This window comes from Halorhodospira sp. 9628, from assembly GCF_022228075.1.
GTDB lineage: Bacteria > Pseudomonadota > Gammaproteobacteria > Nitrococcales > Halorhodospiraceae > Halorhodospira > Halorhodospira halophila_A.
Map to the genome: position 1 here is coordinate 519,888 of NZ_JAJNRF010000001.1, position 25,247 is coordinate 545,134.

The window sequence follows — 25,247 nt, forward strand, 5'->3', positions numbered from 1 at the left end:
CCCATGACGCCCATCCAACGAACCGCAATCGCGCTCGCCCTGGTGCTGGCGCTCGCGCTGAACGCCGTGCAAGCCGGGCAGCTGGCGGCACTGGAGGACTACTACCGCGATGTGGAGACGGTCCAGGGGGTGTTCAAGCAGTTCACTCTGGACGATCGCGGGCAGGTGATTGAGGAGTCCTCCGGTGACTTCGCCATCCACCGCCCGGATCGCTTTCACTGGTCCTACGCCGGCCCGTTCTCCCAAGAGATCATCGCTGACGGTGAGCGTCTCTGGGTCTACGACGTCGAGCTCGATCAGGTCACCGTGCGGGATCAGCGCGCCGTCCTGGGCAGTGCACCCGCGCAGCTGCTCTCCGGCGATTACGCTGATCTCGCGGAACTGTTCGAGTTGGCCGAGACCGAGGACTACGTCCGGCTCACTCCCCGCGACGGCGGCGAGGCCTTTGATGAGGCCCGGCTGGGTATGCGCGACGGGCACCCGAGTGCGCTGGAGATCGACGACGCCCTGGGGCAGGTGACCCGGGTCGAACTCGACGAGGTGCGCATCAACGAGTCCGTGGATGCCGACCGGTTCCGTTTCGACCCGCCGGAAGGGGTCGACGTCTACGAGACCGATCCGGACGAGGGGGTCCGTTGAGCGCACCTCCGAGTGCACCGCTGGCCGAGCGCATGCGCCCGCGCAGCATCGACGAGATGGCCGGGCAGGGGCATCTGCTCGATTCCGGTCGGGCGCTGGTGCAGAGCGTGGAGGCCGGGCGTCCCCACTCCATGATCCTGTGGGGGCCTCCAGGCAGTGGCAAGACGACGCTCGCCCGCCTGGTGGCCGAGCACGCCGAGGCCCGGTTCCTGACCCTCTCCGCGGTGACCGCCGGGGTGCGCGAGATCCGCGGTGCCATGGCCGAGGCCACGGATCTCTGGAAGACGGGTCGGCGCACGGTGCTTTTCGTCGACGAAGTGCACCGGTTCAACAAGGCGCAACAGGACGCCTTCCTGCCCTACGTGGAGGACGGCACGGTGGTCTTTATCGGGGCCACCACGGAAAACCCCTCCTTCGAGCTCAACAAGGCGCTGCTCTCGCGGGCGCGGGTCTACATGCTGCGGGCCCTGGACGATACGGCCCTGTCCGAGCTGCTCGAGCGGGCGTTGCGCGACCCGGAGCGCGGCCTGGGGGAGCGTCGGCTGCAGGCCACCGACGAGGCCCGGGCTCTGCTGCTGCGTGCCGCCGACGGCGACGCCCGGCGATTGCTCTCGGCCCTCGAGATTGCTGCGGACCTGGTCGATGCGCAAACCCTCGACGCCGATGCCGTGGCCGAGGCGGTCGCCGGCGGGGCACGGCGCTTCGACAAGGGGGGCGACGATTTCTACGATCAGATCTCGGCGCTGCACAAGTCGATCCGCGGTTCGGATCCGGACGCTGCGCTGTACTGGCTGGCGCGCATGCTCGATGGTGGCTGCGATCCGCTCTACATCGCCCGGCGGTTGATCCGGGTTGCCTCCGAGGACATCGGCAACGCCGACCCGCGGGCCCTGCAGGTGGCCCTGAACGCCGCCGAGGCGTACGAGCGTCTCGGTTCGCCGGAGGGGGACCTGGCCCTGGCCCATGCGGCCGCATTCCAGGCCTCGGTACCCAAGAGCAACCGCGTCTACACTGCCTGGCAGGCGGCCGAGCGGGACGTCCGCCGGTACGGCTCGCTGGAGGTGCCCATGCACTTGCGCAACGCCCCGACCGGGATCATGAAGGAGCAGGGTTTCGGCAGCGGTTACCGTTACGCCCACGATGAGCCGGAGGCCTTCGCCGCCGGCGTCGAGTACATGCCGGATGCGTTGGCCGGAACCCGGTACTACGAGCCCTCCGACCGCGGGCTGGAGCAGCGCATTGCCCAGCGCTTCCGGCGGTTGCGCACCCGGCAGGCGTAATGCGCGCCGCGCCGTGGCGCCGACCGCCCGGAAATCATTAGAATGCACGCCGCCATGGCGCCCGCCCCGGAACCAAGGAGCCTGCGACACCTATGATCGACCCCAAGCTGCTGCGTAACGATCCCGAAGGCATCGCCGCCAACCTGGCGCGGCGCGGATTCGAATTCGACGCCGCCGGCTACCGTGCGCTGGATGCCCGGCGGCGCGAGCTGCAGCAGGAGACGCAGACGCTGCAGAACCAGCGCAACGAGCGCTCCAAAGAGATCGGCGCGGCCAAGAAGCGCGGCGAGGACATCGAGCCGCTGAAAGCCGAGGTGGGCCGCATCGGCGAGCGCCTGAACGAAGCAGAGAACGCCCTGAGCGAGGTGCAGGAGCAGCTTGAGGCGCTCCATCTTGGCCTGCCCAACCTCCTCGACGACCAGGTTCCCGACGGTGAAGACGAAGCCGATAACCGCGAGCTCCGCCAGTGGGGTGGGATCCCGGCGCTGCCCTTCAAGCCGCGGGATCACGTCGATCTGGGCGAGCTGCTCGGCGGGATGGACTTCGAGGCGGCCGCGCGCATCGCCGGCAGCCGCTTCGTCACCCTCAGTGGGCCTCTGGCGCGGCTGCACCGGGCACTGACCCAATTCATGCTCGATCTGCACACCAGCGAGCACGGTTACACCGAGGTCTACGTCCCGTACCTGGTCAATGCCCGGGCGCTGACCGGCACCGGGCAGCTGCCTAAGTTCGAGGCGGATCTCTTCCGCGTCGAGCACGACCCCGATTTCTACCTGGCGCCGACGGCCGAGGTGCCGGTGACCAACCTGGTCCAGGAGCGCATCGTCGAGGACCCGGATATGCCGCTGCGCTTCGTCTGTCACACGCCGTGCTTCCGCTCCGAGGCCGGCAGCTACGGCAAGGACACCCGCGGTATGATCCGCCAGCATCAGTTCGAGAAAGTCGAGCTGGTCCAGGTGGTGCGCCCCGGGGAGTCGTGGGATGCGCTGGAAGCGCTCACCGGCCACGCCGAGGCGGTGCTGCGCCGACTGGCGCTACCCTACCGGGTGGTGTCGCTGTGCAGCGGAGACATCGGCTTCTCGGCGGCGCGCACCTACGATCTGGAAGTGTGGCTGCCGGCGCAGGAGCGCTACCGGGAGATCTCCTCCTGCTCGAACTTCACCGACTTCCAGGCGCGGCGCCTGCAGGCGCGCTGGCGCAACCCCGAGACCGGCAAACCGGAGCCGGTGCACACACTCAACGGCTCTGGACTGGCCGTGGGGCGCTGCCTGGTGGCGATCCTGGAGAACTACCAGGAGGCCGATGGTCGGGTGAGCGTCCCCGAGGCACTGGTCCCGTACATGGGCGGGGTGCGCGTTCTGGGCGACTGAGAGCGCCCGGCCCCTGAATCCCGATCACCGGCGTGCGGCGGGATCTCCGGTCGCGGACGGGACGCGGCAGTATCGGGAGGAAGCCCCGCAAGGGGCGGGCCGGGCATTGCGCCCGGCCCGATACGCACGGATCCGGCGGGTTACTCGTTGGCCAGCCCGAGCAGGTGCAGCAGGCTGGTGAACAGGTTGTAGATGGCCACGTAGAGGGTGATGGTGGCCATGATGTAGTTGTCCTCACCGCCGTTGATCATCTCGCTGGTCTGGTAAAGGATCAGCCCGCTCATCAGGATCATGAACATCACGCTGACCGCCAGCGACAGGCCCGGCATCTGCAGGAAGTAGGCGGCCAGGGCGGCGACGAACGCGACCAGGATCCCGGCGAAGAGGAAGCCGCGCATGAAGCTGAAGTCGCGCCGGGTAGTCAGGGCGTAGGCCGACAGGCCCAGGAAGATCGCCGCCGTGCCACCGAAGGCCATCATCACGGTCTGACCGCCGTTGGGCAGGCCCAGGTAGAGGTTGATGATCGGCCCCAGGGTGTAGCCCATGAACCCGGTCAGGGCGAAGATCGACGCCAGCCCCCAGACGCTGTTGCGCAGGTACTGGGTCAGGAAAAGAAGACCGAAGAACCCGCCGAGGACGACGAAGATGTTCAGACGCGGTGCGTCGGTGAGCACGGCCGCGCCGGCCGTCACGGCGCTGAACGCCAGCGTCATGGCCAGCAGGATGTAAGTGTTGCGGATCAGCCGGTTGGTGGCCAGCGCCTGGGTGGCGGCACCGCCGGTTGCCGTCGCGACGCGACTATCGGAATAGCGCTCGGACATAGGGTCTGCCTCCTTGTTCGGTTCCGCGATCGTGGGCCGCAGCGTCTACGGCTAGCGCGCCCATTATCGACGTTCTGGCCGGTCGACGCTACATTGTCCCGCGGGTCGTGCCGTTTCGCTTGCACCCGGCATCCAATATGAATAGATTGGCCGCGCAATCGCGCCAACCGGGGCAAGTGTGCCCGGGAAACGCTCGCCAGGAGGACAATCGCTTGAACATCGTCTGTCTCGATCTCGAGGGCGTGCTGGTTCCGGAGATCTGGATCAACCTCGCCGACATCACCGGCATCGACGCCTTCCGCGCCACGACGCGGGACGTTCCGGACTACAACGAGCTGATGACCATGCGCCTGGCGGACATGGACCGGCACGGCCTGGGACTGGCCGACATCCAGTCCGTGGTGGCCCGGCTCGAGCCGCTGCCCGGGGCCCGCGAGTTCCTCGACGGGCTGCGCGCCGACTATCAGGTGATCATCCTCTCCGACACCTTCTACGAGTTTGCCCGTCCGCTGATGGCGCAGCTCGGCTGGCCGACGCTGTTCTGCCACAGCCTGGAGGTGAGCGAGGCGGGTCGGATTGCCGACTTCCACATCCGCCTCGAGGATCACAAGCGACAGGCCGTGGAGTCGCTGCGCAGCCTGAACTTCCGGGTAGCCGCCGCTGGCGACTCTTACAACGACACGCGGATGCTCGGCGCAGCGGACCAGGGGATCTTCTTCTGCCCACCAGCGGAGATCGCCGGGCAGTTCCCGCAGTTCCCGGTTACCCACGATTACGCCGCGCTGCGCCAGGCCCTAGACGAGGCCTTCGCGCGCGGCTGATTGCGACCGCCCTGCGTCAGGGAAGGGGTCCCCATGCGAGTAGGTATCATCGCCGATACCCACGGCTTCCTCGACCCACGCATCGCCGACCACATCGCCGAGTGTGACCTGGCGGTGCACGCCGGCGATGTGGGTGGGGCCGATGTGCTCTGTGCCATGCAGCCGCGCGAGGAGGTGGTGGCCGTACGCGGCAACGTCGACGGGCCAGAGACCTGGCCGGACCACGAGGCGCACATGCTCGAGAACCTGCCGGCGCACTCGGTCCTTGACCTGCCCGGCGGCGAGCTGGCGGTCATCCACGGCGATGGCTACGAGCCCGCCTCGCGCCGGCATGAGCGCCTGCGCGCGGCCTTCCCGCGGGTGCGGGCCATCGCCTGCGGGCACAGCCACCAGCTGAGCGTCGACGACACCACGCAGCCGTGGGTGCTCAACCCGGGGGCCGCGGGCCGTGTGCGGGTCAACGAGGGGCCGTCGATGCTCATCCTCGACTGCGAGGAAGATGGCTGGTCGGTGCAGGTGGTGCAGCTGCCGCCCCGCAAGTACCGGGCTATTACCGGCCACGAGGAGTAGCCGGCACTCGTGGGGGGCGTACCGCGCCAGCTCCGGGCGCTGCGTGAGCGCATTGAGGGGGCCTTCGGCCCGCAGCGCCCGATCCTGCGGCGCCGTCTGGCCGGGCTCGAACGGCGTGCCCGGCAGGGCAAACCCTTCGACCGCGGGGTGGCGCGCCTGGAGCAGGATCTGGCCGCCGCCGAGGCGGAGGTCGCCCGGCGCCGGGACGAGGCCGTGGCGCTTCGCTACGACCCCGACCTGCCGGTGGTCCAGCGCCGCGAGGAACTGCTCGAGGCCCTGCGCTATCACCAGGTCGTGGTGGTCTGTGGTGCCACGGGCTCGGGTAAATCCACCCAGCTGCCCAAGATGTGCCTGGAGCTTGGCCTGGGCAGCCGCGGACTGATCGGCCACACCCAGCCACGGCGCATCGCCGCCCGGGCGCTGGCCGAGCGCCTGGCCGAGGAGACGGATACCCGGATCGGGGAGACGGTGGGCTACAAGGTCCGTTTCACCGATCAGGTGGGTGAAGAGAGCCGGATCAAGCTGCTTACCGACGGGATGTTGCTCGCCGAGATCCAGTCCGACCGGCACCTGGACGCCTACGACACCCTGATCATCGACGAGGCCCACGAGCGCAGCCTCAACATCGACTTCATCCTCGGCTATCTCAAGCGCCTGCTGCCGCGCCGGCCGGACCTGAAGGTGATCGTCACCTCGGCGACCATCGATCCGGAGCGCTTCGCCGAGCATTTCGACGGCGCACCGGTGCGCGAGGTGTCCGGACGCACGTACCCGGTGGAGATCCGCTACCGGCCCTACGAGGAGCGCGAGGGGGTTGAGCAGCCCCAGGCGGTGACCGAGGCGGTGCATGAGCTCGCCCGTGAGGGCCCGGGCGACGTGCTGGTCTTTCTCTCCGGTGAGCGCGAGATCCGCGAGTGCGCCGAGGCCCTGCGCAAGCAGCCGCCCCGGGGCACCGAGATCCTGCCGCTCTACGCCCGGCTCTCCAGCGCCGAGCAGCAGCGGGTCTTCCATCCCGGCGCCGGCGGGCGAAGGGTGGTGCTCGCCACCAACGTGGCGGAGACCTCGCTGACCGTTCCCGGCATCCGCTACGTGGTGGATACCGGGCGGGCGCGGATCAGCCGCTACAGCCATCGAACCAAGGTCTCGCGGCTGCCGGTCGAGCCCATCGCCCAGGCCTCCGCAGACCAGCGCGCCGGTCGCTGCGGGCGCGAGGCGCCGGGGATCTGCATCCGTCTCTACAGCGAGGAGGATTACGCGAGTCGGCCCCGCTATACCGACCCGGAGATCCTGCGCACCAACCTCGCCGGGGTCATCCTACAGATGAAGGCCATGGGCCTGGGCGATATCGAGCGCTTTCCGTTCGTCGAGCCCCCGGAGCGGCGCTACATCAACGACGCCCTGCGCCTGCTCTTCGAGCTCGGGGCCGTGGATGAGCGCCGCGAACTCACCGACCTGGGCCGGCGCCTGGCGCGCATCCCGGCGGATCCGCGCATCGGTCGCATGCTGCTCGCTGCCCGCGAGATGGGTGTGCAGCGCGAAGTCCTGATCATCGCCGCCGCGCTCTCCGTGCAGGATCCGCGTGAGCGGCCGATGGAGGCGCAGGAGGCCGCGGACCGGGCCCATGCGCGCTGGCACGATCCGAAGAGCGATTTCGCTGCCCTGCTGAGGCTGTGGGATGATTACCAGGCGCAGCGGCGCAGCCTGTCCCGGCGCAAGCTGACGCAGTGGTGCCGGGAGCACTTCCTAGCGCCACAGCGCATGCGTGAGTGGGCCGACATCCGCCGCCAGTTCGCGGAGATGCTCAAGGAGGCGGAGCGCCGCCGGTCCTCCGGCGACGAGGGCGGGCAGGGCGAGTCGGCGGGGCGGTCCGACGAGGCGGACTTCCCCTACGAGGCCGTCCACCGGGCCCTGCTCACCGGGCTGCTCAGCCAGGTGGCCACCCTGCACGAGGAGCGCACCTACCTCGGCGCGCGCGGCGTCAAGCTGCAGATCTTCCCCGGATCGGGGCTGGCGCGGCGTCGCCCCAAGTGGATCGTGGCCGCCGAGCTGATGGAAACCAGCCGGCTCTTCGCCCGCACGGTGGCCGAGATCCGCCCGGAGTGGGTCGAGCAGCTGGCCGGGCACCTGGTCTCGCGTAGCTACGGCGAGCCGCGCTGGGAGAAGCGGGCCGGGCGTGTGGTCACCGAGGAGCAGGTGAGTCTATTCGGGCTCACCCTGGTCTCGGGGCGCAAGGTCGACTACGGGCGGCTCGACCCGCAGGAGGCGCGGCGGCTGTTCCTGCGTGACGGCCTGGTCGCCGGCGAGATCCGTACCCGCGGCTCGTTCCTGGCCCACAACCAGGCCCTCGTCGACGATGTCGAGCGTCTCGAGGCCAAGGCCCGGCGGCGCGACGTCCTCGTCGATGAAGAGCAGCTGGTGGCCTTCTACGATGCCCGCATACCGGCGGAGATCCACGATGCCGCGGCCTTCGAGCGTTGGCGCCGGCGCGCCGAACGGGACGACCCGCAGTGCCTGTATATGACCCGCGAGGCGCTGATGCGCCGGGATACAGAGGAGATCTCCGTCGATCAGTACCCCGACCGAATGACCGTCGGCGGGGTGGAGCTGGCCCTGGAGTACCACCTGGAGCCGGGCAGCGAGCGTGACGGGGTCACCGCCGTGATCCCGGTGGCGGCGCTGAAACAGTTGCAGCCCGAGCCGTTCGAGTGGCTGGTGCCGGGACTGCTGCAGGAGAAGGTAACGGCCTTGATCCGCGGACTGCCCAAGGCCCTGCGCAAGCACTTCGTGCCGGCGCCGGATTTCGCCCGCGCTGTGCTGGAGGCGGTGCCCCACCGGGAGGGGGCGCTGACCGACGCGGTGGCCCGCCACCTGCAGCGGGTTACCGGGGTGGAGCTGCCGCCTGGCGCCTTTGAGGCCGTGGAGCTGCCGGAGCACCTGCGCATGGCCTTCCGCGTGGTAGACCGCGAGGGCCGCACCCTGGAGGAGGGTCGCGATCTGCTTGCGCTCCAGTCCGGGCTGAGCGAGGCGGCCAGCGAGGAGTTTGCCGCCACGGGCGGCGGCAGCGGCTCTGGCCCCGGCACCGAGTGGCACCGCGAGGGCATCACCGCCTGGGATTTCGGGCCGCTGCCCGAATCGGTGGTGCTGGAGGAGGGCGGTGTCCGCTTCCAGGGCTACCCGGCGCTCCGGGATGAAGGGGACTCCGTCACCCGGCTGCTGCTCGATGCTGCCGAGCCTGCTGTGGCACAGACCCACGCCGGGGTGCGGCGGCTGTTCATGCTGGCCCTGCCGCAGCAGGTGCGCGCGCTGCGTAAGCTCGATGAGCTCAAGGCCCTGCGGCTCAAATACCGCGGCCTGGGCAGCGATGATCAGCTGCGTGAGGCCCTGCTGCGGGCGGTCTTCGACCGCTGCTTCCTCGCCGACGGGCTGCCGCGGGATGCCGCGACCTTCGAGGCCCGCCTCGCCGCCGGGCGCGGCGAGCTGGTCTCCTGCGCCCAGGGCCTGTGTGCCGCCCTGGATGACGTACTGACCCGCTACCAGTCGCTGCGCCAGGCGCTGAAAAAGCTCAACAGTCCCGCCCTGCTGGAGAGCCTGCGGGATATCGACGAGCACCTGAACAGCCTGGTTTACCCCGGCTTCCTGGAAGACCTGCCGCCGCAGCGATTCGGCGAGCTGCCGCGTTACCTGCGGGGGCTCGAACGCCGGGTGGAGAAGCTGAGACTTGACCCGGCCAAGGATCGAGCGCCGCTGCGCACCATCCGCCCCTGGCACGAGCGGGTGCATCAACGCCTGGCGGCGCGGGCCGAGCGCGGCGTTCCGGATCCGGCACTGGAGCAACTGCGCTGGATGCTCGAGGAGTACCGTATCTCGCTCTTCGCCCAGGACGTCGGTGCCCGGGAGAAGGTCTCGGAGAAACGCCTCCAGGAGCTCTGGCGGGAGGTGGCGTGAGCCGCCGCACGGTGGTTCTCGCTGGGCCGCCGCACTGGGGGCGCGATACGGCGGCGCGACAGCTCCCCGCCGACGCCCGGATCTGCTGGATCGGCGAGCCGCCGGCGGAGGGGTTGCCCGATCGGGTGGAGCGGCTGGTGGCACGGGACTTCCGGCGCGTGCTCGGGCGCACCGTGGATCTCTTGGTCTACGACGCGCACGCCGGTGTCGATGCAGATGCCCTCGGTGCCGCGGTCGGATCATTGCGCGGGGGCGGCGTGCTGGTCATGCTCACGCCGGCCTGGGGGCAGTGGCCGAGCGCTCCGGATCCGCTGCTCGGTCGGCTGATCCCTGCCGGGCACCGGCGGGAGGAGGTCGGCACCCGCTTCCTCCGGCGCCTGATGGTCGGGCTGGAGCAGTCTTCGAGCGTCGCCTGCCTGACCCCGGCGCAACCGCCCCCCGACCTCGAGCCGGCGCCGCCGCCGGTGCCCCATGGTGGCCACCCCTACGGTTGCCGAAGCGCCGATCAACAGCGCGCCGTGGAGGCGGTGATGCGGGTGGTCGACGGTCACCGCCGCCGCCCGGCGGTGCTAACCGCCGATCGTGGTCGCGGCAAGTCCGCCGCGCTGGGCATTGCGGTGGGTGAGCTCCTGCTTCAACGCCGGGTGCAGCGGGTGGTGATCACCGCGCCGACGATCCACGCCGCCGACGGTCTGTTCGAGCACGCCGCCGAGCGCTGCGGCGGCGTGCGGGTCGAGCGCCGCCGCCTGTGCTGTGCCGGTGCCGAGGTCGTCTACCGCGAGCCCGAGGCACTGATCGACCGTCCGGAAACCGGCGATCTGCTGCTGGTGGACGAGGCCGCGGGGCTGCCGGTGGATCTGCTTCGGCGTCTACTCGAGCACGCCTCGCGCATCGCCTTCGCGAGCACGGTGCACGGCTACGAGGGCAGTGGGCGTGGCTTCGACCTGCGCTTTCGAGGCGTGCTCGATGCCGAGGCCCCCGGATGGCGGGCAGTCCGGCTGGAGACGCCGATCCGCTGGGAGCTCGACGATCCCCTGGAGGCGTGGCTGGGGCGCGTGCTCTGCCTCGACGCCGAGCCGGCCGAACTCGGGGACACCGCAGAGGCCCCGGCAGCGCGGATCGTGCCGGTCAGCCAGGAGGCTTTGGCGCAGGATGAGCAGCGGCTGCGCCAGGCCTTTGGGCTGCTGGTGGCGGCCCACTACCGGACGCGACCCTTCGACCTCCACCAGCTCCTCGATGGCCCGCGGCGGCACCTGTTCTTGGCCGAGGAGGCAGGTGCCGTGGTCGGCGTGGCGGTGGCTGCCGAGGAGGGCGGGCTTGATCCGGCAACGGCCCACGAGGTGTGGGCCGAGCGGCGTCGGCCCCATGGCCACCTGCTGCCCCAGGCCCTGGCCACCCACGCCGGCATCGAGGCGGCACCCACCGGCCGCGCCCTGCGCATCCAGCGCATCGCCGTTCACCCCCGGCGACGGGGGCGTGGGCTGGGCGCCGCGCTGGTCGATGCCGTGACCGAGCGTGGCCGCAGGAACGGCTGTGCCCTTGTCGGCACCAGCTTCGGCGCTACGCCGGGGCTGATCCACTTCTGGCGGGCCTGTGGCTTGCACGCCGTGGCGGTGGGGGCCCGGCGGGATGCGGCCAGTGGCGAAAACTCGGCGCTGATGGCCCGGGGCCTCGATGCGAAAGGTGCCGCGTGGGTGGAGCAGGCCGGCTTTCGGCTCGGTGCCGGGGCCTCGGCGCTTCTGGCCGAGCCGCTGGCGCGCATGGATCCGCAGGTCGCCCTGGCTGTGGTCCGCGCTGCGCAGGGCGCCGAGCCGCCGGCGCCGAGCGACTGGCAGCGGCGGGAGCTGGCCGGCTTCGCCCACAGCCTGCGCGGGTACGCTGCGGCGCTGCCGGCGTTGCGTGTCCTGGCCGAGGCGGTGCTGATCGATTCGGACCGGTCGCGCGGGCGCATGTCGCACTGTGAGGCGGCTTTCATCGGCAAGGTTCTGCAGCACCGACCCTGGGTGGACGCCGCGCAGCGGCTCGGCGTCTCGGGGCGTCGTCCGACTTTGGCCGCCCTGCGCCAGGCGGTGGCCGATTCACTCCCGGAATGACCGGCCCAGGGCCTCCATCCGCGCGCGCTGTTCAAACTGCTCCTGACGCTCGACCTCCTCGGGATCATCCGGGCTCGCCGGGCAGCGGCCGGGGTGGACCAGGGTCAGCCGGCTCAGGCACTCCTCGTAGAGCTCCGGAGTCTCGTAGTGGCACTGGCCGCAGTCCGGCATGTGCTGGGTCAGGGTCTCGTTGCCCTCATTGAGGGCGATCCGCACCGAGGCGTCGTTCTTGCAAATGTGGTCGTGATCGGTGACCACCACCTCGCCGTTGCCCTCGGGGATCGGCGTCAGGCAGCGGTCGCACAGCTCGCGCGTGCGGCGCTGGACCTCCTCGACGATGTGCGGATGCCGCGGGGCGAGCAGGTTGAAGCGCTCCCAGCTCTCGCGGTCGTGCTGGCGCCGGCCGCGTTCGGCCGTGGTCTCGCTGCGCACCGGGACGTGGTGGCGCGGGTCGCCCTCGCTGGCGGCGCGAGCGGCTTCGCGGGCTTCGCGTCGGCGCCGCTCCGAGCGCGCCGCTAGATCGAACTTCTTGACCGCTTCCGCCAGGTGGATGTCCTTGCCTTCGACGATGTACGGCCGCAGCTCCGAGCCGCTGTCGGCGGCGTAGCCCTGAGGGGTACCGTGGCCGGGCAACGGGGCCCAGAGGATGGGCCGGCCGGCGAAGGCGGCGGCGGTCTCGCAGGCCCGCTGCACCGCGTTGGGGTTGACCCCGCGGCCGCCCTCCAGATGCAGGTGCTCCCGGGGGAGGGCGTAGATGACGTAGCGCTGCGACTCCATGGAGGAGTCGATGAGCAGGCTGGCATGGTGGCCTTCGGCGGAGCGCTGGTCGGTGGTGACCTCAAGCTCGGGGAGGCACTGCTGGATGCTCTCGGCCAAGGCAGCCGAGAGCTCGGGATAGGGGCCGCCCCGGGCGGCGATCTGGCGGCGGCGCTGCTCTTGCTCGCGCAGCTCTCGGTGACGACGCCAGGCCGGGATGAGCTTGCTCAGTGCCGCGGCGAAGCACAGCAGCCCGAGGAACAGAAAGACGGGTGCCAGCGCGCTGAGGGTTTCGTAGACTGCCCGGGGAAGATCCGGCGACGGGCGGCTGACCAGGCCAGGCAGCAGGCTGATGATGAAAAAGATGGCCGCGCCACGCTGCCAGTACTTCACATCCCGGGCCACGGCGGCGCTGAAGCCTTCTGCCTGGCGCTCGTAGGAGGCGGCCACCGCCCAGATGAGCAGTGCCAGCACGACCGCCACGATGCTAATGCCGGTTACAACCATGGAGCCGATCATAGAGCGGGCGTCGGGTGTCGGCAATGCACCGCCGGCCGGTGGGGTAACGGTGTGGGTTGGGCGGGCGACGGTGTTTGCAGTACCATCATCGGGTTATCACATCACGGAGGCACCATGAGCGAACCGGAGCAGACGCCGGAGACCGAAGAGCACGTCGACCCGCAGTCGCTGGGCGTCGATGAGATCGTCGAGCAGATGCGCATCGTGCGGGTGCGCTACACCCTGGCCGACACCTCGGCCTACGTGCGCTACCTGCCGCGTTTCAACCCGCAGCCGGAGGATCTGACCGTCCACGTGGACCCCTTCGCCGAGCACCACGAGGGCGCCGAGATCACCGGCGAGTTCCGCCTCCCCGAGCTTGTCAACGAACTCATCCACGCCTACATCCGGGTCCACGTCTTCGCGAGCCGCGAGCAGCGCAACTACTTCGTCGGTGGCTTCGACGACGCGCTCACCCAGCTCGACTTTGTCGGCGGCGGTTTCGGCTTCAACCGCCTGTGGATCACCGTGGGCACGACGAACATCGGCATGCCGGTGTGCATCTACCTCGGGCAGCGTACCGCCGTCAATCGCCAGCCCACCGTCTCGTTGGTGGACCACCGGGAGAACCCCCGGGGCGATGTCGTCTACCGGGCCGTCGGTGGCTACGGGGACCACGTCGGTGAAGAGTACTTCTAAGGGCAGCCGGGGGAACAAGACGTGCGTGCACAGAGAGGCCCGCTGAAAGGGTTGAACGTCCCGCTGACCGGCACGGCCGCGCTGATCGTGATCGGGTTCCTGATCTTTGGCGCCTGGGATCCGGAGTACGCAGAGACAGTCTTCGAAGGGGTCAGCGGTTGGGTCCTCGATACCTTCAAGTGGTACTACATCGGGGTTGTCGCCTTCTTCCTGCTGTTTGCGCTGTTCCTGATGTTCAGCCGCTTCGGCGATCTCAAGCTCGGCGACGACGACCGTCCGCCGGAGTTCAGCTACTTCGCCTGGTTCTCCATGCTCTTCGGCGCCGGCATGGGCATCGGTCTGCTGTTCTGGAGCATCGCCGAGCCGGTCTGGCACTTCCAGGGCAACCCCTTTATCGACGAGGGGGAGACGGCCGCTGCGGCTGAGTCGGCCATGCGCCTGACTTACTTCCACTGGGGATTCCATCCCTGGGCGATCTACGCCATCGTGGCGCTGTCGCTGGCCTTCTTCTGCTACCGCAAGAAGCTGCCGCTGGCCATCCGCTCGGCGCTCTACCCGCTGATCGGCAACCGCATCTACGGGCCGCTGGGGCACGCGGCGGACGTGCTGGCCGTCTTCGGCACCATCTTTGGGGTGGCTACCTCGCTCGGGTTCGGTGCGATCCAGATCAATACGGGCCTGGACGAATTGTTCGGGATCGGGCTAAGCACCACGAATCAGCTGCTCATTGTCGCCGTGGTGACGCTCATCGCGGTCGGGTCGGTGGTCTCCGGGGTCGGGCGAGGGGTGAAGGTCCTCTCGCAGCTGAATCTGATCCTCAGCGCCGTGATCCTGCTCTTCTTCCTGACCCTGGGGCCGACGCTCTATCTGCTCTCGAGCTTTGTCCAGGGTATCGGTGACTACCTGCAGAACGTGGTCTACCTGAGCTTCTGGACGGACGCCAGCGGCGCCCGCGAGGCCGATGGGTGGCAGAAGTCCTGGACAGCCTTCTACTGGGGCTGGTGGATTGCCTGGGCGCCCTTCGTGGGCATGTTCATCGCCCGCATCTCGCGCGGCCGGACGATCCGGGAGTTCCTCGGTGGTGTGCTGCTGGTTCCGACGCTGCTTGCCCTGGCCTGGCTGACCGTCTTCGGCGGTACCGGGCTGTATCAGGAGCTCTTCGGTGCCGGCGGGCTGGTGGACGCCGTGGCGGAGGACGAGACCATCGCCCTCTACTACACCATCGAGGCCGTCGCCCCCGGGGTGATCGCCACCCTCTTCGCGGTGATCGCCACGGTCCTGATCGCCACCTACTTCATCACCTCGTCGGACTCGGCGACGCTGGTGGTGACCATGCTCCTGTCCGTGGGTAATACCGAGCCGCCGACGTACCAGCGTGCCTTTTGGGGTGTCGCTGAGGGGTGTGTGGCCGGTGTCCTGCTAATCGCCGGCGGATTGGCGGCGCTGCAGGCGGCGGCCATCGTCTCGGCGTTGCCGTTCTCGCTGCTGATGCTGCTGATGTGCTACGCCCTGATCCGCGGCCTGCAGGAGGAGAAGCGGCGCATGCAGCTCTCCTGGCAGCCGGGGCAGGGGCCGCCGGCGGCGCCGCACCTCTAGGGGGTGACCCGGACGCCCGCCGCGCGATGCGGCGGGCGTCTCCGGACATCCCGCGGCCTGCAAGCAACCGGCGGAGCGCCCGATGATCGCCACTGCCATCGAAGCCGGCACCAACATCCTCGACGTCACCGCAACGGTGGCGCCCTGGCTGCTCATCGGCCTGGCGTTGGGGGCGGTGGTCCAGGTGTTGATCCCGACCCACCGGCTCCGTCAGTGGCTGGGCGGTTCGGGGGTTGCGTCGGTGGCCCGTGCCGCGGTGATCGGAGCGCCGCTGCCGCTGTGCTCCTGCGGCGCCATCCCCACCGCGCTCTCCCTCCACCGCGGGGGGGCCTCGCGCGGGGCCTCCACGGCCTTTCTGGTGGGCACGCCGGGGATCGGCATCGACTCGGTGGTGTTGACCTGGGTGCTGATGGGTCCGTTCATGGCGGTCTCACGGGTGGTGGGTGCCGTGGCCACGGCCATCGCCACCGGGCTGGCCGTGGGCCGGGTGCCGCCGGCCGTGCCGGCGACGGTCGGAGAGGCCGGCTGCGCGTCGGGGTGCACGGGGTCGACGGACCATGCCGAGTACGCTCCGGACCCCGGGCCGGTGCGCCACATGGGCCGGGTGATGCTCCGGCTCATCGATGACATTGGCACCTGGCTGATCATCGGCCTGATCCTCGCCGGGCTGATGATCACCTTCGTCCCGCCCGGTTCTCTGGCGGCCTGGGGCAGCGGGCTGCTGGCCATGGTTGTGCTGGCCCTGGTGGGGATCCCGCTGTACGTCTGTGCCACGGCGGCCACGCCGGTGGCCGCGGCGATGCTGATCGCCGGGGTGTCGCCGGGGGCGGTGCTGGTCTTTTTGATTGCCGGGCCGGTGACCAGCCTGGCCACGCTGCTGGTCCTGCGCCGGGAGCTGGGCACCCCGGCCGCAGGGGTCTATCTGGGCAGCATCGTCGTAGCGGCCCTGATGGTCGGACTGGTCGTCGATGGCGTGGTGGCCCTGGGCGGGCTCGAGCCGGCGGCCATGGCCGGTGCCGCCCGGGAGATCTGGCCGGAGTGGGTTGAGCGTGCCGCCGCCGGTGTCATGCTGACGTTGATCATTGTCCCGGCGCGCCGGGCGGTGCGCCGCGCCGGCCACTGGGCCTGGTCGGTTGCCCGGGGCGGGCGTCGGGTCCGGACCTGAGGGATACGCCCCTGGGGAGGCCTCGGCGGGCGTTGGAGCGGGGCGGCCCCCAGGAGGGTGGGTGCGCTCAGCTGAACAGGCGCAGCAGGGTCTGGCGCGCCGTCTCCGGCTCGAACGGCTTGTCGCAGATGGTGTCCACCCCGGCCTGGGTCACCCCGGCCAGGCTGGCGTGGTCGGGACGGGAGCTGATCATGAGGATGGGCAGGTGTAGGAACTGCGGCTGTTCGCGGACGTAGCGGACCAGCTCGGCGCCGTCCATCTCCGGCATGTTGTAGTCGGTAACGATCAGATCGAAGCTCGAGCGGTGCAGTGCCTCCACCGCCTCGCGCCCGTTGGCGGCCTCGACGAAGTGCTCCGCCCCGAGGGTCTCGAAGACCCGGCGCAGGTAGCTGCGCGCCATGCGGCTGTCGTCCACCAGCAAAAAGCGCAGGGTGGTGATGTCCACGTGGTCGAGTTCGAGCTCCTGCTCGCTGAGCAGGTCCACGCTGGCGCGCACCGCCCGGTCCAGATCATCGGCGGTGAACGGCTTGGGCAGGATGGCCATGACCCCGGACTGGCGCAGGGTCTCCAGCTGCCCGCGGTCGCGCACGCTGGAGACCAGCATGAAGGGCTGGTCGGCGGTGGCCGGCTCGTCGCGGAGTTCGAGCAGGAAGTCCTCGGCGGTCCCGTCGGGCAGGTACATGGCGCTGACCACCAGATCGGGCCGCATGGCCCGGAACCGCTCGCGGGCGTCGGCCAGCGTGCCGGCCTCCTCCAGGTGGTGGATGCCGGCCTCGCGCAGGCTTTCGGCGAGGATCCGCCGCTGCACGTCGGAGGGCTCCACCAGCAGGACGGCGAGTTCGGAGACGGTGATGGTCGGGGTCATACCCTGGCTCCTTGCATGGATTCCGGCTGCCGGCAGTATGCCCCCGCACGATGACTGCGGCTAGTCCCGCTCGAAGCGCTCCGGGTAGCGTTCCCGGGCGCGGGCGATCTTCGGCGCGATCATGGCCCGGCAGTAGGGGGCCTGCGGGGCGCCGTCGTAGTAGCGCTGGTGCTCCGGCTCGGCGGGGTAGAAGGCGTAGAGTGGCTCGACCTCGGTGACCACCGGGCCGGTCAGGGCGCCGGACTCATCCAGTTCGCGGATGAGCTCCACGGCGGTGCGCCGCTGCTCTTCGTCGGCGTAGAGGATGATGGAGCGGTATTGGCTGCCGACATCCGGCCCCTGGCGGTTGCGCTGGGTGGGGTCGTGGATGGTGAAGAAGACCTCGAGGAGCTCGCGGTAGCCGATCTGCTCGGGGTCGAAGCGCACCTGCACCACCTCGGCGTGGCCGGTGGTGCCGCTGCACACCTGCCGATAGGTCGGGTGCTCGGTCTCGCCGCCGGCGTAGCCGGAGACGGCCGCCTCGACCCCGCGCAGGCGCTGGAAGACCCCCTCGATGCACCAGAAACACCCGCCGCCGAAGGTCGCCGCCCGGGTCTCTGCCATGGTCCTGTCCCCCCGTTCTAAGGTCGTATTCGACAGTGTGGCATCCCGCGGCAGCGGGTGCGTAGCCAGCGCCTAGAAGCGCCAGTTGGCGGAGGCGGCGAAGATCTGCACGTTGGATTCGTACTCGCCGGTGACGCCGCCGAAATCGTCGGCTACCTCAATCTCAGCGTCATCCAGCCAGATGTAGGTGTAGCCGAAGTCGACGCTCAGTTGCTCGGCCGCCGCCGGGTACCAGCTGCCGCCCACCGCCAGCCAGGTGCGGTCCTCGTCGGGGATGCGCGGCGTGCGGTTGCTGTCGCCGGTGGGCGTCTGGTCGTAGGCCACCCCGGCACGCAGGTCCCAGCGCTCGTTGAGGTCGAAGCGGGTGCCCAGGGAGAGCAGCCAGGTGTCGTCCCAGTCGTAGTCATCGGACTGTTCGAGGATTGGATCGCCTGCGGCGTCCATGAGGATGGCTTCATCGAATTGGATGGCCAGCTCGTCGAAATCACTCCACTGGGTCCAGGTGGCGTCGGCGAGCAGGGTCCACTGGCGGTCGAGTCGGTGGCTGACGCCCAGGTTGAGGCTGGCCGGGATGTCCAGATCCGCCTCGCCGCCGGTCTCGTCCACCCGGTTGCCGTCGTCATCTACCAACTCGGCGTCGCCGGAGAGGGTGTGGCCCATCCCGTGGCGGTAGGCGATGCCGACTTGGGTGGCTTCGCTGACGGCGTAGTGGGCGCCCAGATTGAAGCCGTACGACCAACTGTCACCTTCTACGGTTAGCTTCCCGTCGGTTTGGGGCGTAAGGGTTGGGTCAGGAAGGGGCGGGCTGAAATCCGTCTGCGGCGCCATGGTTGACAGCGTCGCATCGGCGTACTGCGCCGACACCCCAAAGCCCACGGAGAGCCGCTCGTCCACCCGCCAGCCGAGCTGGGGGTTGATGTCGATGGTGACCAGGTCGGTGTTGACGGCGTCGTAGCGGCCCACCCAGTCCTCCGGATAGTCGGTCTCGAGACCGTAGGGGACGTTGATGCCGAGCCCGGCGCGCAGGTCCGGGGCCAGGTCGAAGCCGGCGTAGAAGACCGGGGCCAGGGCGCTCTCGCCGCCACTGGCGCTGAGCTGGCCAGTGTCACTGCCGGGGACATCCGGGTAGTCCGCTGGCTCTCCATCCGCCTCGAAATCGAAGGTCGGGTCGATGTAGCTGAGGACCAGTTCCGCCTCGGCACCGCGACCGGCGTGTACGCCGAGGGTGGCCGGGTTGAAGAAGGTGTGGCTGATGTCGTGGGCGTCCGCGCTGCGTCCGGCGAAGGCGCTGCCGAGCAGCGAGGCGCTCTGCTCCTGGAGCTGAAAGGCGGCCCCGTGGGCGCTGGTGGCGGCCCCGCCGAGGGCGAGCAGGCAGGGCGCGAGGTAGACGGCGCGACGGGTCGGGTGCATGGTTTTCCTCCTGGCGCTGGGTGTTGTTGTGTCGTTATCAGCGGTGTCCCCGGGGCACCGCGGGTGCACTCGGTGGCGAGCCACGGCACAACGGTAGGCCGGTCTTTGCTGCGGGATCAATAGGTTGGCCGAGCGCGTTGTGTGCACCTGCAGCATCGACGGCGCGGGGGGTAGTTGTGGCGCCGCGGCGGCTGGTTGATCTTCGCCGGCGGGCTCGTAGACTGGGCGGCACCATCCAGACATGACGGCGGTCTCAGTTGCGGACGGCCGCCGCAGGGCAGGGACGAAACATGACCGCAGAGACGGACAACGGTGCCGGGATCGGCCTCGAGCACGCCCGGCGCCTCTTCCGGGGCTCACCCCACGGGGCGCTGATCGGCCTGGAACTGGTGGAGCTCGGGGACGATCATCTGATCGCCCGGGTGCCGTACCGCCCGGAGCTGGTCGGCAATCCGGAGACCGGTCACATCCACGGCGGCGTGATCACCACGCTGATCGACCAGAGCTGCGGGGCGGCGGTGCTGATGGCCACCGGCCCGGCGGAGCGGATCGTCACCCTCGACCTGCGGGTCGATCACTTGCGCCCGGCGGCCGCCGGGCGGGACGTCTACGCCCGCTGCGAGTGCTACCGCCTGGCCGGTGAAGTCGCCTTCGCCCGGGCCGTGGCCTACGAGGACGACCCGGCGGAGCCGTTCGCCACCAGCATGAGCGCCTTCATGCGCCTGCGCGAGGGGGTGGGCCGTGGCTGAACTCCTGGAACAGGTCCGCTCCGCGCGTGCGGCCGGCGACTGCCAGCGCCTGACCGACCTTGTCCCCTACGCCCGGCTGATCGGCATGCGCTTCGAGCCGTGTCCGGAGGGCGAGGGGCTGTGCATCCGCCTGCCGTACCGCGACGATCTCATCGGCCGGCCCGGCAGCGGCTCGCTACACGGCGGGCTGCTCGGCGCCTTCCTCGAGCACGGGGCGATCATGCAGATCCTCTGGGAGGGGCAGAGCTGCTACCTGCCTCGGATCATCAACTTCCACGTGGATTATCTGCGCCGCGGGGCGCAGGAGACCACCTACGCCACGGTGGAGATCCGCCGTCAGGGGCGGCGTGTGGCCAATGTGCACGCCAGCGCCTGGCAGTCGGAGCCGCAGCGGCCGATCGCCGCCGCCCGCGGCCACTTCCTGCTGACACCGCCGGAGGGGAGCGACGGAATATGAGCGCATCGACGCCGCAGCCGCCGCGGGCCGCCGAGGCCCCCGAGGTCATCGAGCGCTTCGGGGTGCAACTGAACGATCCCTACGCCTGGCTGCGCGACCCGAACTGGCGGGAGGCGATGCTCGACCCCGGGCAACTGCAGCCGGCCATCCGCGCCCACCTGGAGGCAGAGAACGCCTACACCGAGGCAGTGCTGGAGCCGGTGGCGCCGCTGCGCGAGCGGCTCTTTGCCGAGCTGCGCGGGCGGATCAAGGAGGAGGACGCCTCGGTCCCGGATCCCGACGGTCCTTACGAGTACTACGTGCGCTACCGCGCCGACGGGCAGCACCCGGTGGCGTGTCGCCGCCCGCGCGGCGGAGGGGCCGAGGAGGTCCTGCTCGACGGTGACCGCCTGGCCGAGGGGCACGCCTACTTCCAGCTCGGTGACTGGGCCCACAGCGACGATCACCGCTACCTGGCCTACGCCGTGGATACCAGCGGTGCCGAGGCGTACACCATCCGCATCCGCGATCTCGAGCGCGGGGTCGAGCTGCCCGAGTGCCTGGAGCAGGCCCGCGGCGACTTTGTCTGGGCCGGGGACGGGTGCACGCTCTTCTACACCGTCCTGGACGATGAGCACCGGCCGCGCTGGGTCTACCGGCATCGGCTGGGTGATCCGGCCAGCGCGGACGAGGTGGTCTACGAGGAGACCGATCCCGGCTTCTTTATCGGCCTGGAGCGCACCGAGAGCCGGCGGTTTTTGCTCATCGAGACCCACGATCACACCACCTCGGAGGTCCACGCCGCGCCCGCCGACGATCCGGAGGCCGGGTTCCGCTGCCTGATGCCCCGCGAGCGCGGCGTGGAGTACACGGTCAGTGACAGCGGCGAGCACTGGCTGATCCTGACCAACCGGGCGGCGCAGGACTTTCGCATCGTCCGCGTGCCGCTCGAGGCCCCGGAGCCGGGGCGTTTCGAGGAGCTGGTCCCGCATCGCCCCGGTGTGCTGATCCACGACATGCTGCTCTTCCGCGATCACCTGGTGCGCCTGGAGAGCGAGGATGCGCTGCCGCGGATCGTCGTCCGGCGTCTGGCCGATGGCGCCGAGCACAGCGTCGCCTTCGAGGAGGCGGCGTACGCGCTGGGCCTCGCCGGCGGGCTCGAATACGAGACCACCCGGCTGCGCTTTAGCTACTCCTCGCTGACCACGCCGGGACGGGTCTACGACTACGACATGGAGACCCGGGTGCGGAGCCTGCGCAAGGAGCAGGAGATCCCCAGCGGGCACGACCCGGCGGCTTACGTGGCGCGGCGGCTCTACGCCACGGCCGCCGATGGGGAGCGGGTGCCGATCTCGCTGCTCCACCGGGCGGACGTGCAGCCGGGGGCGGAGACGCCGCTGTGGCTCAACGGCTACGGCGCCTACGGCATCAGCCAGCCGGCCGCCTTCTCGCCGCACCGTCTCTCGCTGGTCGATCGCGGCTTCGTCTACGCCATCGCCCACGTCCGCGGTGGCAAGGAGCGTGGCTATCGCTGGTACGAGGCGGGCAAGCTCGAGCACAAGCCGAACACCTTCAGCGACTACGTCGCCTGTGCCGAGCACCTGATCGAGGCCGGTTACACCGGCGCCGGGCGGGTGGTCGTCCACGGTGGGTCGGCCGGCGGCATGCTCGTCGGCGCCGTGCTCAATCAGCGCCCGGAGCTCTTCGGGGCGGCCGTGGCCGATGTCCCCTTCGTCGACGTGCTCAACACCATGAGCGATCCGAGCCTGCCGCTGACCCCGCCGGAGTGGCCGGAGTGGGGCAATCCGCTGGAAGACGAGCAGGCCTTCCGTACGATCCTCGGCTACTCGCCCTACGAGAACGTCCAGGCCCGCGCCTATCCACCGATCCTCGCCACCGCCGGGGTCTCGGACCCGCGCGTGACCTACTGGGAGCCGGCCAAGTGGGTGGCCCGGCTGCGCGCGCTGAAGACCGACGACAATCCGTTGCTGCTCTACACCAACATGAGCGCCGGCCACGCCGGCCCGGGCGGACGCTTCGACTACCTGCGCGAGGTGGCGTTGCGCTACGCCTTCGTGCTCTGGGTCTTCGGTCGCCCCGACGGCTGAGCGCCGGCCCCGGAGGGCGGCGGCTCTGCGGCTGGGTCGGCCGCAGAGCCGCCTAGGGGCGCTTCATCCGCTGCAGCTGCCGGTCGTGGCCGGAATCGTGGCAGGCCATGCACGTGGGGGCATGCTCCATGTAGCGGTTGTGCCGGGCGATGAAAAAGGGCTGTTCCTCGGCGATGGCGTCGGTGATGTGGCAGTCCACACAGTTCTCGCTGGTCTCCTCGGGGTAGCGGGGCAGGGGGTCGTTGTGGGGATTCACCTGCCCAGTGACGGTCAGCCAGACCTTGCGTGTGCCCTGGATCTTGTCGTAGGCGAAGCCCTTGGTGTGGCAGGCAATGCAGTCCACCTGCCGGTGCTCGCTCTGATCCCAGGAAGTCTTCTCGTAGGCGTGGCAGGCCGCGCAGAAGTGGTTGTTGATGGTCAGCTGATGGGCGCCGTAGCCGCCGCCGAGCAGGAGCGAGAGCAGCACGATCAGCAGCGCGATGATGCCGAGGGGGCCGAAGCGTCTCATCCGTGGGTCCTCCGCGTGGCTCAGCGCAGCCGCTTCTGGCCGTCCCAGACCTTGTCAGCCTCCGGCAGCGGGTCCAGGTACTCCAGCCACGGGTGGGAGGCCAAGTGCTCCTCATCCATCTGCAGCGCCCGGCTGTGCTCCATGATCGGTGGCACCAGCTCCTCGATGGGAGCGGCGAACAGATCCGAGGCGATCGCGTAGTCGCTGGCGCGCAGGGCCAGCTCCACGGCGCGGTTGCTGTACTGCTGCGAGGAGGCCAGGGTATCGAGCGCCTTGCTCGGATTGTGGGCGCCGGCGCTGTTCTCCGCCGAGACGTAGTCCCAGTACCACTGCCCGCGGCGGATCATCTGCCGGGCCTCATCCAGCAAGTCGGCGTCGAGCTGTTCCTCGTCCAGCTCCCGGGCCAGGCGGACGGCCTCGTGGGCGCGCACCGACTTCTCCTGGGCGACGTTCAGCTGCCGCCAGACCCGCTCCTGGTGAGACTCGGTGCGCTCGCGCAGCCAACTCGGCGACTTGTCCTCGTGGCAGCCCTGGCACGATTTCTTGATCATCTCCTCGCTACTCAGCGGCGAGGTCAGGTGGTGGGAGGTGATATCGGCCCGGCCCTTGCTCACCCGCGGCATGTGGCAGTCGGCACAGGCGACGTCCGCCTCGGCGTGCACGCTGCCCTGGTACATCTCGAACTCCGGGTGCTGGACCTTGATCATCGGTGTCTCCGAGACCGGGTGCACCCAGTCGACGAACTGCCCCTTGAACCCGTCGCGCTCCGGGTCACCGTCCTCCTTGAACTCGAACATGTCCCCCGGGTCGAGGCCCTCGTCCCAGGGCAGGTGCGGCTTGGCGGCCACGCCGTGATCGCCGTCCTCGAAGTAGTACTCCACGTGGCATTGGGCACAGACCAGCGAGCGCATCTGCTGAGTGGACTTGTTGCGCCAGTCCTTACCCTGGCGCTCCAGGTACGCCTTTAGCGGGACGCTGGTGATCCGTAGCCGCATGTCCTCGTTCGGGTCGTGGCAATTGGTGCAGCCAATGGCGTGATCCGCCGGATCGTGGATCTTGCGGTAGTCGTGGAAGTTCGAGGACCAGAAGTCGTCGCCCTTGGCCTCGAGCAGCTGCGGCATGGTGTTGCCCTTGCAGTTCCAGCAGGTGGCCGGCAGGTCCGCCTGTTCGCTGTAGCGGTTGATCCGGTCGGTGGTGGTCACGTCGATGACCGCATAGGTGTGGCCGCGGGCGCGCTCGTAGTGCCACGAGAAGGGGTAGCCGAGCCACAGGTTCTTCAGGTACGGCTGGGCGTGCCGGTAGCCCTCGGGCAGCGGGCTCTCGCCGTCGTGCTTGTGGTGGGGGACCGAGCCGCCGTACTCGGTCATCACTGTGTCGTCCCAGTTCTTCTGGTACGAGCGATACTGCGGCAGGTGCCGGAAGGCGCTGTTGCCGATGCCCAGATCCCACGCGTCGATCTCCTCGGCGGAGGTGTCGGCGTCGCCGTCCTGATGCGCCGCTGCGGCCCCGGTGGGGGCGCTCCCATCGCCGTTGCCGGCAACGGCCAGGGTCAGGCCGACGATACCGCCGATCAGGATGAGACCGAGTATCACTGTCGTGAACCGAGTTGCCCGCTCGCCCATCGTCCCACTCCGTGGTAGATCGGATTGATCACGATCATCGTAGTGCTCGATGAGCGGAGCCGTCCAATACAGAACCTTGCATGTTCCTTCGCCCGGCGGCAGCCTTGGATGCTGGTTCAGTCCGACCATCCATTGCAGAGCAGGGGAGGAGCAACATGGCCGAGACCAGGCAGGGGCCGCCGGGCGGGAAGAAGCAGCGGCCGAGGAATCTGCCGCGCTGGGCCAGCTGGCTGCTGGCGCTGGGGATCATCTTCGGTGCCGCGGGCCTGATCTGGCAGAACTTGCCGGGGGGCGGTTTCAGCACCGACCTGACCCGGATCGGGCAGGGGGAGCCGATCGGCGTGCTCACGCACGAGACCGCCAACCCGACCAGCATGGGGATCATGGATCAGCTCGATGGGCTCAGCGAAGAGGAGCGGGCCGGCGTGTCGTTCATCGTGGCCGACCTGGGGACCCCTGAGGGGCAGGCGTTCGCCGAGCAGTACGGGGTAAGCACCGCCGGGGTGTTGATGTTCTTCGACGGCGAGGGCGCATTCCAGGATGCCCTGGCTCCGCCGCGGGATGCGTCGGAGATCCGCGATATGGCTCAGGAGGTGGCGGACAACTGATTCATTCCCGCGTCGGGGGGGGGGGGGGGGGGGGCCCCGCCCCCCCCCCCCCCCCCCCCCCCCCCCCCCCCCCCCCCCCGGCCCC

General features: G+C 69.6%; 21 protein-coding genes. 14 read left to right on the plus strand and 7 right to left on the minus strand.

Annotated elements, in window-relative coordinates:
• Positions 1–3 precede the first annotated feature (3 nt).
• From lolA to serS, 3 genes are all read left to right on the plus strand, one after another.
• Entirely contained in the window at positions 4–639 is a 636-nt protein-coding gene (gene lolA / locus LRG10_RS02375; RefSeq protein WP_201170470.1) for an outer membrane lipoprotein chaperone LolA, read from the plus strand.
• Entirely contained in the window at positions 636–1,919 is a 1,284-nt protein-coding gene (locus tag LRG10_RS02380) for a replication-associated recombination protein A (protein ID WP_274519779.1), read from the plus strand. Before lolA ends, LRG10_RS02380 begins: the two co-directional genes overlap by 4 nt.
• Before the next feature lie 92 nt (positions 1,920–2,011).
• A complete protein-coding gene (gene serS, locus LRG10_RS02385) occupies positions 2,012–3,289 on the plus strand; it encodes a serine--tRNA ligase (RefSeq protein ID WP_201241950.1) in 1,278 nt (425 codons plus the stop codon).
• Positions 3,290–3,429: 140 nt separating this feature from the next.
• Here the strand turns inward: serS and LRG10_RS02390 are convergent, their stop codons facing one another.
• Positions 3,430–4,110 carry a Bax inhibitor-1/YccA family protein gene (locus LRG10_RS02390; protein WP_238634630.1) on the minus strand — a complete coding sequence of 227 codons (681 nt, stop codon included), beginning with the start codon at positions 4,108–4,110 and terminating at the stop codon, positions 3,430–3,432.
• Between the two features lie 212 nt (positions 4,111–4,322).
• On the opposite strand from LRG10_RS02390, the gene thrH reads away from it, so the two are divergent.
• The 4 genes from thrH to LRG10_RS02410 are packed head-to-tail and all read left to right on the plus strand — an operon-like array spanning position 4,323 to position 11,539.
• Positions 4,323–4,931 carry a bifunctional phosphoserine phosphatase/homoserine phosphotransferase ThrH gene (gene thrH / locus LRG10_RS02395; RefSeq protein ID WP_201170466.1) on the plus strand — a complete coding sequence of 203 codons (609 nt, stop codon included), beginning with the start codon at positions 4,323–4,325 and terminating at the stop codon, positions 4,929–4,931.
• Between the two features lie 33 nt (positions 4,932–4,964).
• On the plus strand, positions 4,965–5,501 hold the full coding sequence (locus LRG10_RS02400) for a metallophosphoesterase family protein (RefSeq protein ID WP_238634638.1): 537 nt from the start codon (positions 4,965–4,967) through the stop codon (positions 5,499–5,501).
• A gap of 9 nt (positions 5,502–5,510) precedes the next feature.
• Positions 5,511–9,446, plus strand: a complete 3,936-nt coding sequence (gene hrpA / locus LRG10_RS02405) for an ATP-dependent RNA helicase HrpA (RefSeq protein ID WP_238634640.1) — start codon at positions 5,511–5,513, stop codon at positions 9,444–9,446.
• The gene (locus LRG10_RS02410; RefSeq protein WP_238634641.1) at positions 9,443–11,539 is read left to right on the plus strand and encodes a GNAT family N-acetyltransferase; all 2,097 of its coding nucleotides are present in this window, start codon (positions 9,443–9,445) and stop codon (positions 11,537–11,539) included. Before hrpA ends, LRG10_RS02410 begins: the two co-directional genes overlap by 4 nt.
• Here the strand turns inward: LRG10_RS02410 and LRG10_RS02415 are convergent.
• Complete coding sequence (locus LRG10_RS02415) at positions 11,525–12,802, minus strand: hypothetical protein (protein WP_201241948.1); 1,278 nt, start codon at positions 12,800–12,802, stop codon at positions 11,525–11,527. The genes LRG10_RS02410 and LRG10_RS02415 overlap by 15 nt on opposite strands.
• Before the next feature lie 126 nt (positions 12,803–12,928).
• Between LRG10_RS02415 and LRG10_RS02420 the strand changes: the two genes are divergently transcribed.
• The 3 genes from LRG10_RS02420 to LRG10_RS02430 all read left to right on the plus strand — a co-directional run bounded on the left by LRG10_RS02420 (position 12,929) and on the right by LRG10_RS02430 (position 16,253).
• Positions 12,929–13,492, plus strand: a complete 564-nt coding sequence (locus LRG10_RS02420) for a hypothetical protein (RefSeq protein WP_201170453.1) — start codon at positions 12,929–12,931, stop codon at positions 13,490–13,492.
• A 21-nt stretch (positions 13,493–13,513) separates the two neighbouring features.
• On the plus strand, positions 13,514–15,088 hold the full coding sequence (locus LRG10_RS02425; RefSeq protein WP_201170451.1) for a BCCT family transporter: 1,575 nt from the start codon (positions 13,514–13,516) through the stop codon (positions 15,086–15,088).
• An 82-nt stretch (positions 15,089–15,170) separates the two neighbouring features.
• Entirely contained in the window at positions 15,171–16,253 is a 1,083-nt protein-coding gene (locus tag LRG10_RS02430) for an SO_0444 family Cu/Zn efflux transporter (protein ID WP_201241947.1), read from the plus strand.
• Between the two features lie 67 nt (positions 16,254–16,320).
• Here LRG10_RS02430 and LRG10_RS02435 read toward each other — a convergent pair whose 3' ends face one another.
• The 3 genes from LRG10_RS02435 to LRG10_RS02445 all read right to left on the minus strand — a co-directional run bounded on the left by LRG10_RS02435 (position 16,321) and on the right by LRG10_RS02445 (position 19,131).
• Positions 16,321–17,118, minus strand: coding sequence for a response regulator (locus LRG10_RS02435; protein WP_201170447.1), 798 nt, complete (start codon positions 17,116–17,118; stop codon positions 16,321–16,323).
• A 60-nt stretch (positions 17,119–17,178) separates the two neighbouring features.
• On the minus strand, positions 17,179–17,721 hold the full coding sequence (gene msrA / locus LRG10_RS02440) for a peptide-methionine (S)-S-oxide reductase MsrA (protein WP_238634642.1): 543 nt from the start codon (positions 17,719–17,721) through the stop codon (positions 17,179–17,181).
• 72 nt (positions 17,722–17,793) lie between these two features.
• Complete coding sequence (locus tag LRG10_RS02445) at positions 17,794–19,131, minus strand: OmpP1/FadL family transporter (RefSeq protein WP_238634643.1); 1,338 nt, start codon at positions 19,129–19,131, stop codon at positions 17,794–17,796.
• 290 nt (positions 19,132–19,421) lie between these two features.
• Here LRG10_RS02445 and LRG10_RS02450 point away from each other — a divergent pair, with 290 nt between their 5' ends.
• The 3 genes from LRG10_RS02450 to LRG10_RS02460 are packed head-to-tail and all read left to right on the plus strand — an operon-like array spanning position 19,422 to position 22,424.
• Positions 19,422–19,880 carry a PaaI family thioesterase gene (locus LRG10_RS02450; protein ID WP_201241945.1) on the plus strand — a complete coding sequence of 153 codons (459 nt, stop codon included), beginning with the start codon at positions 19,422–19,424 and terminating at the stop codon, positions 19,878–19,880.
• On the plus strand, positions 19,873–20,337 hold the full coding sequence (locus tag LRG10_RS02455) for a PaaI family thioesterase (protein WP_238634644.1): 465 nt from the start codon (positions 19,873–19,875) through the stop codon (positions 20,335–20,337). The genes LRG10_RS02450 and LRG10_RS02455 overlap by 8 nt, the downstream gene beginning before the upstream one ends.
• Entirely contained in the window at positions 20,334–22,424 is a 2,091-nt protein-coding gene (locus tag LRG10_RS02460) for a S9 family peptidase (protein ID WP_238634645.1), read from the plus strand. Before LRG10_RS02455 ends, LRG10_RS02460 begins: the two co-directional genes overlap by 4 nt.
• Positions 22,425–22,476: 52 nt before the next feature.
• On the opposite strand, the gene LRG10_RS02465 is transcribed toward LRG10_RS02460, so the two are convergent.
• Together LRG10_RS02465 and LRG10_RS02470 are read right to left on the minus strand one after the other, a co-directional pair.
• Complete coding sequence (locus LRG10_RS02465; RefSeq protein WP_238634646.1) at positions 22,477–22,932, minus strand: NapC/NirT family cytochrome c; 456 nt, start codon at positions 22,930–22,932, stop codon at positions 22,477–22,479.
• A 20-nt stretch (positions 22,933–22,952) separates the two neighbouring features.
• Complete coding sequence (locus LRG10_RS02470) at positions 22,953–24,554, minus strand: ammonia-forming cytochrome c nitrite reductase subunit c552 (protein ID WP_238634647.1); 1,602 nt, start codon at positions 24,552–24,554, stop codon at positions 22,953–22,955.
• 155 nt (positions 24,555–24,709) lie between these two features.
• Here LRG10_RS02470 and LRG10_RS02475 point away from each other — a divergent pair, with 155 nt between their 5' ends.
• Positions 24,710–25,162: a hypothetical protein gene (locus LRG10_RS02475; RefSeq protein WP_238634648.1), complete on the plus strand. Its 453-nt coding sequence runs from the start codon at positions 24,710–24,712 to the stop codon at positions 25,160–25,162.
• Positions 25,163–25,247: the final 85 nt, after the last annotated feature.

Excerpts from the sequence above, each read along its gene's own strand:
- LRG10_RS02415 (WP_201241948.1), bottom strand. The coding sequence starts at position 12,802 with ATGGTTGTAACCGGCATTAGCATCGTGGCGGTCGTGCTGGCACTGCTC.
- LRG10_RS02445 (WP_238634643.1), bottom strand. The coding sequence starts at position 19,131 with ATGCACCCGACCCGTCGCGCCGTCTACCTCGCGCCCTGCCTGCTCGCC.
- LRG10_RS02435 (WP_201170447.1), bottom strand. The coding sequence starts at position 17,118 with ATGACCCCGACCATCACCGTCTCCGAACTCGCCGTCCTGCTGGTGGAG.
- LRG10_RS02390 (WP_238634630.1), bottom strand. The coding sequence starts at position 4,110 with ATGTCCGAGCGCTATTCCGATAGTCGCGTCGCGACGGCAACCGGCGGT.
- LRG10_RS02420 (WP_201170453.1), top strand. The coding sequence starts at position 12,929 with ATGAGCGAACCGGAGCAGACGCCGGAGACCGAAGAGCACGTCGACCCG.
- LRG10_RS02450 (WP_201241945.1), top strand. The coding sequence starts at position 19,422 with ATGACCGCAGAGACGGACAACGGTGCCGGGATCGGCCTCGAGCACGCC.
- LRG10_RS02475 (WP_238634648.1), top strand. The coding sequence starts at position 24,710 with ATGGCCGAGACCAGGCAGGGGCCGCCGGGCGGGAAGAAGCAGCGGCCG.
- serS (WP_201241950.1), top strand. The coding sequence starts at position 2,012 with ATGATCGACCCCAAGCTGCTGCGTAACGATCCCGAAGGCATCGCCGCC.
- msrA (WP_238634642.1), bottom strand. The coding sequence starts at position 17,721 with ATGGCAGAGACCCGGGCGGCGACCTTCGGCGGCGGGTGTTTCTGGTGC.
- lolA (WP_201170470.1), top strand. The coding sequence starts at position 4 with ATGACGCCCATCCAACGAACCGCAATCGCGCTCGCCCTGGTGCTGGCG.
- LRG10_RS02400 (WP_238634638.1), top strand. The coding sequence starts at position 4,965 with ATGCGAGTAGGTATCATCGCCGATACCCACGGCTTCCTCGACCCACGC.
- LRG10_RS02460 (WP_238634645.1), top strand. The coding sequence starts at position 20,334 with ATGAGCGCATCGACGCCGCAGCCGCCGCGGGCCGCCGAGGCCCCCGAG.
- LRG10_RS02430 (WP_201241947.1), top strand. The coding sequence starts at position 15,171 with ATGATCGCCACTGCCATCGAAGCCGGCACCAACATCCTCGACGTCACC.
- LRG10_RS02470 (WP_238634647.1), bottom strand. The coding sequence starts at position 24,554 with ATGGGCGAGCGGGCAACTCGGTTCACGACAGTGATACTCGGTCTCATC.
- LRG10_RS02465 (WP_238634646.1), bottom strand. The coding sequence starts at position 22,932 with ATGAGACGCTTCGGCCCCCTCGGCATCATCGCGCTGCTGATCGTGCTG.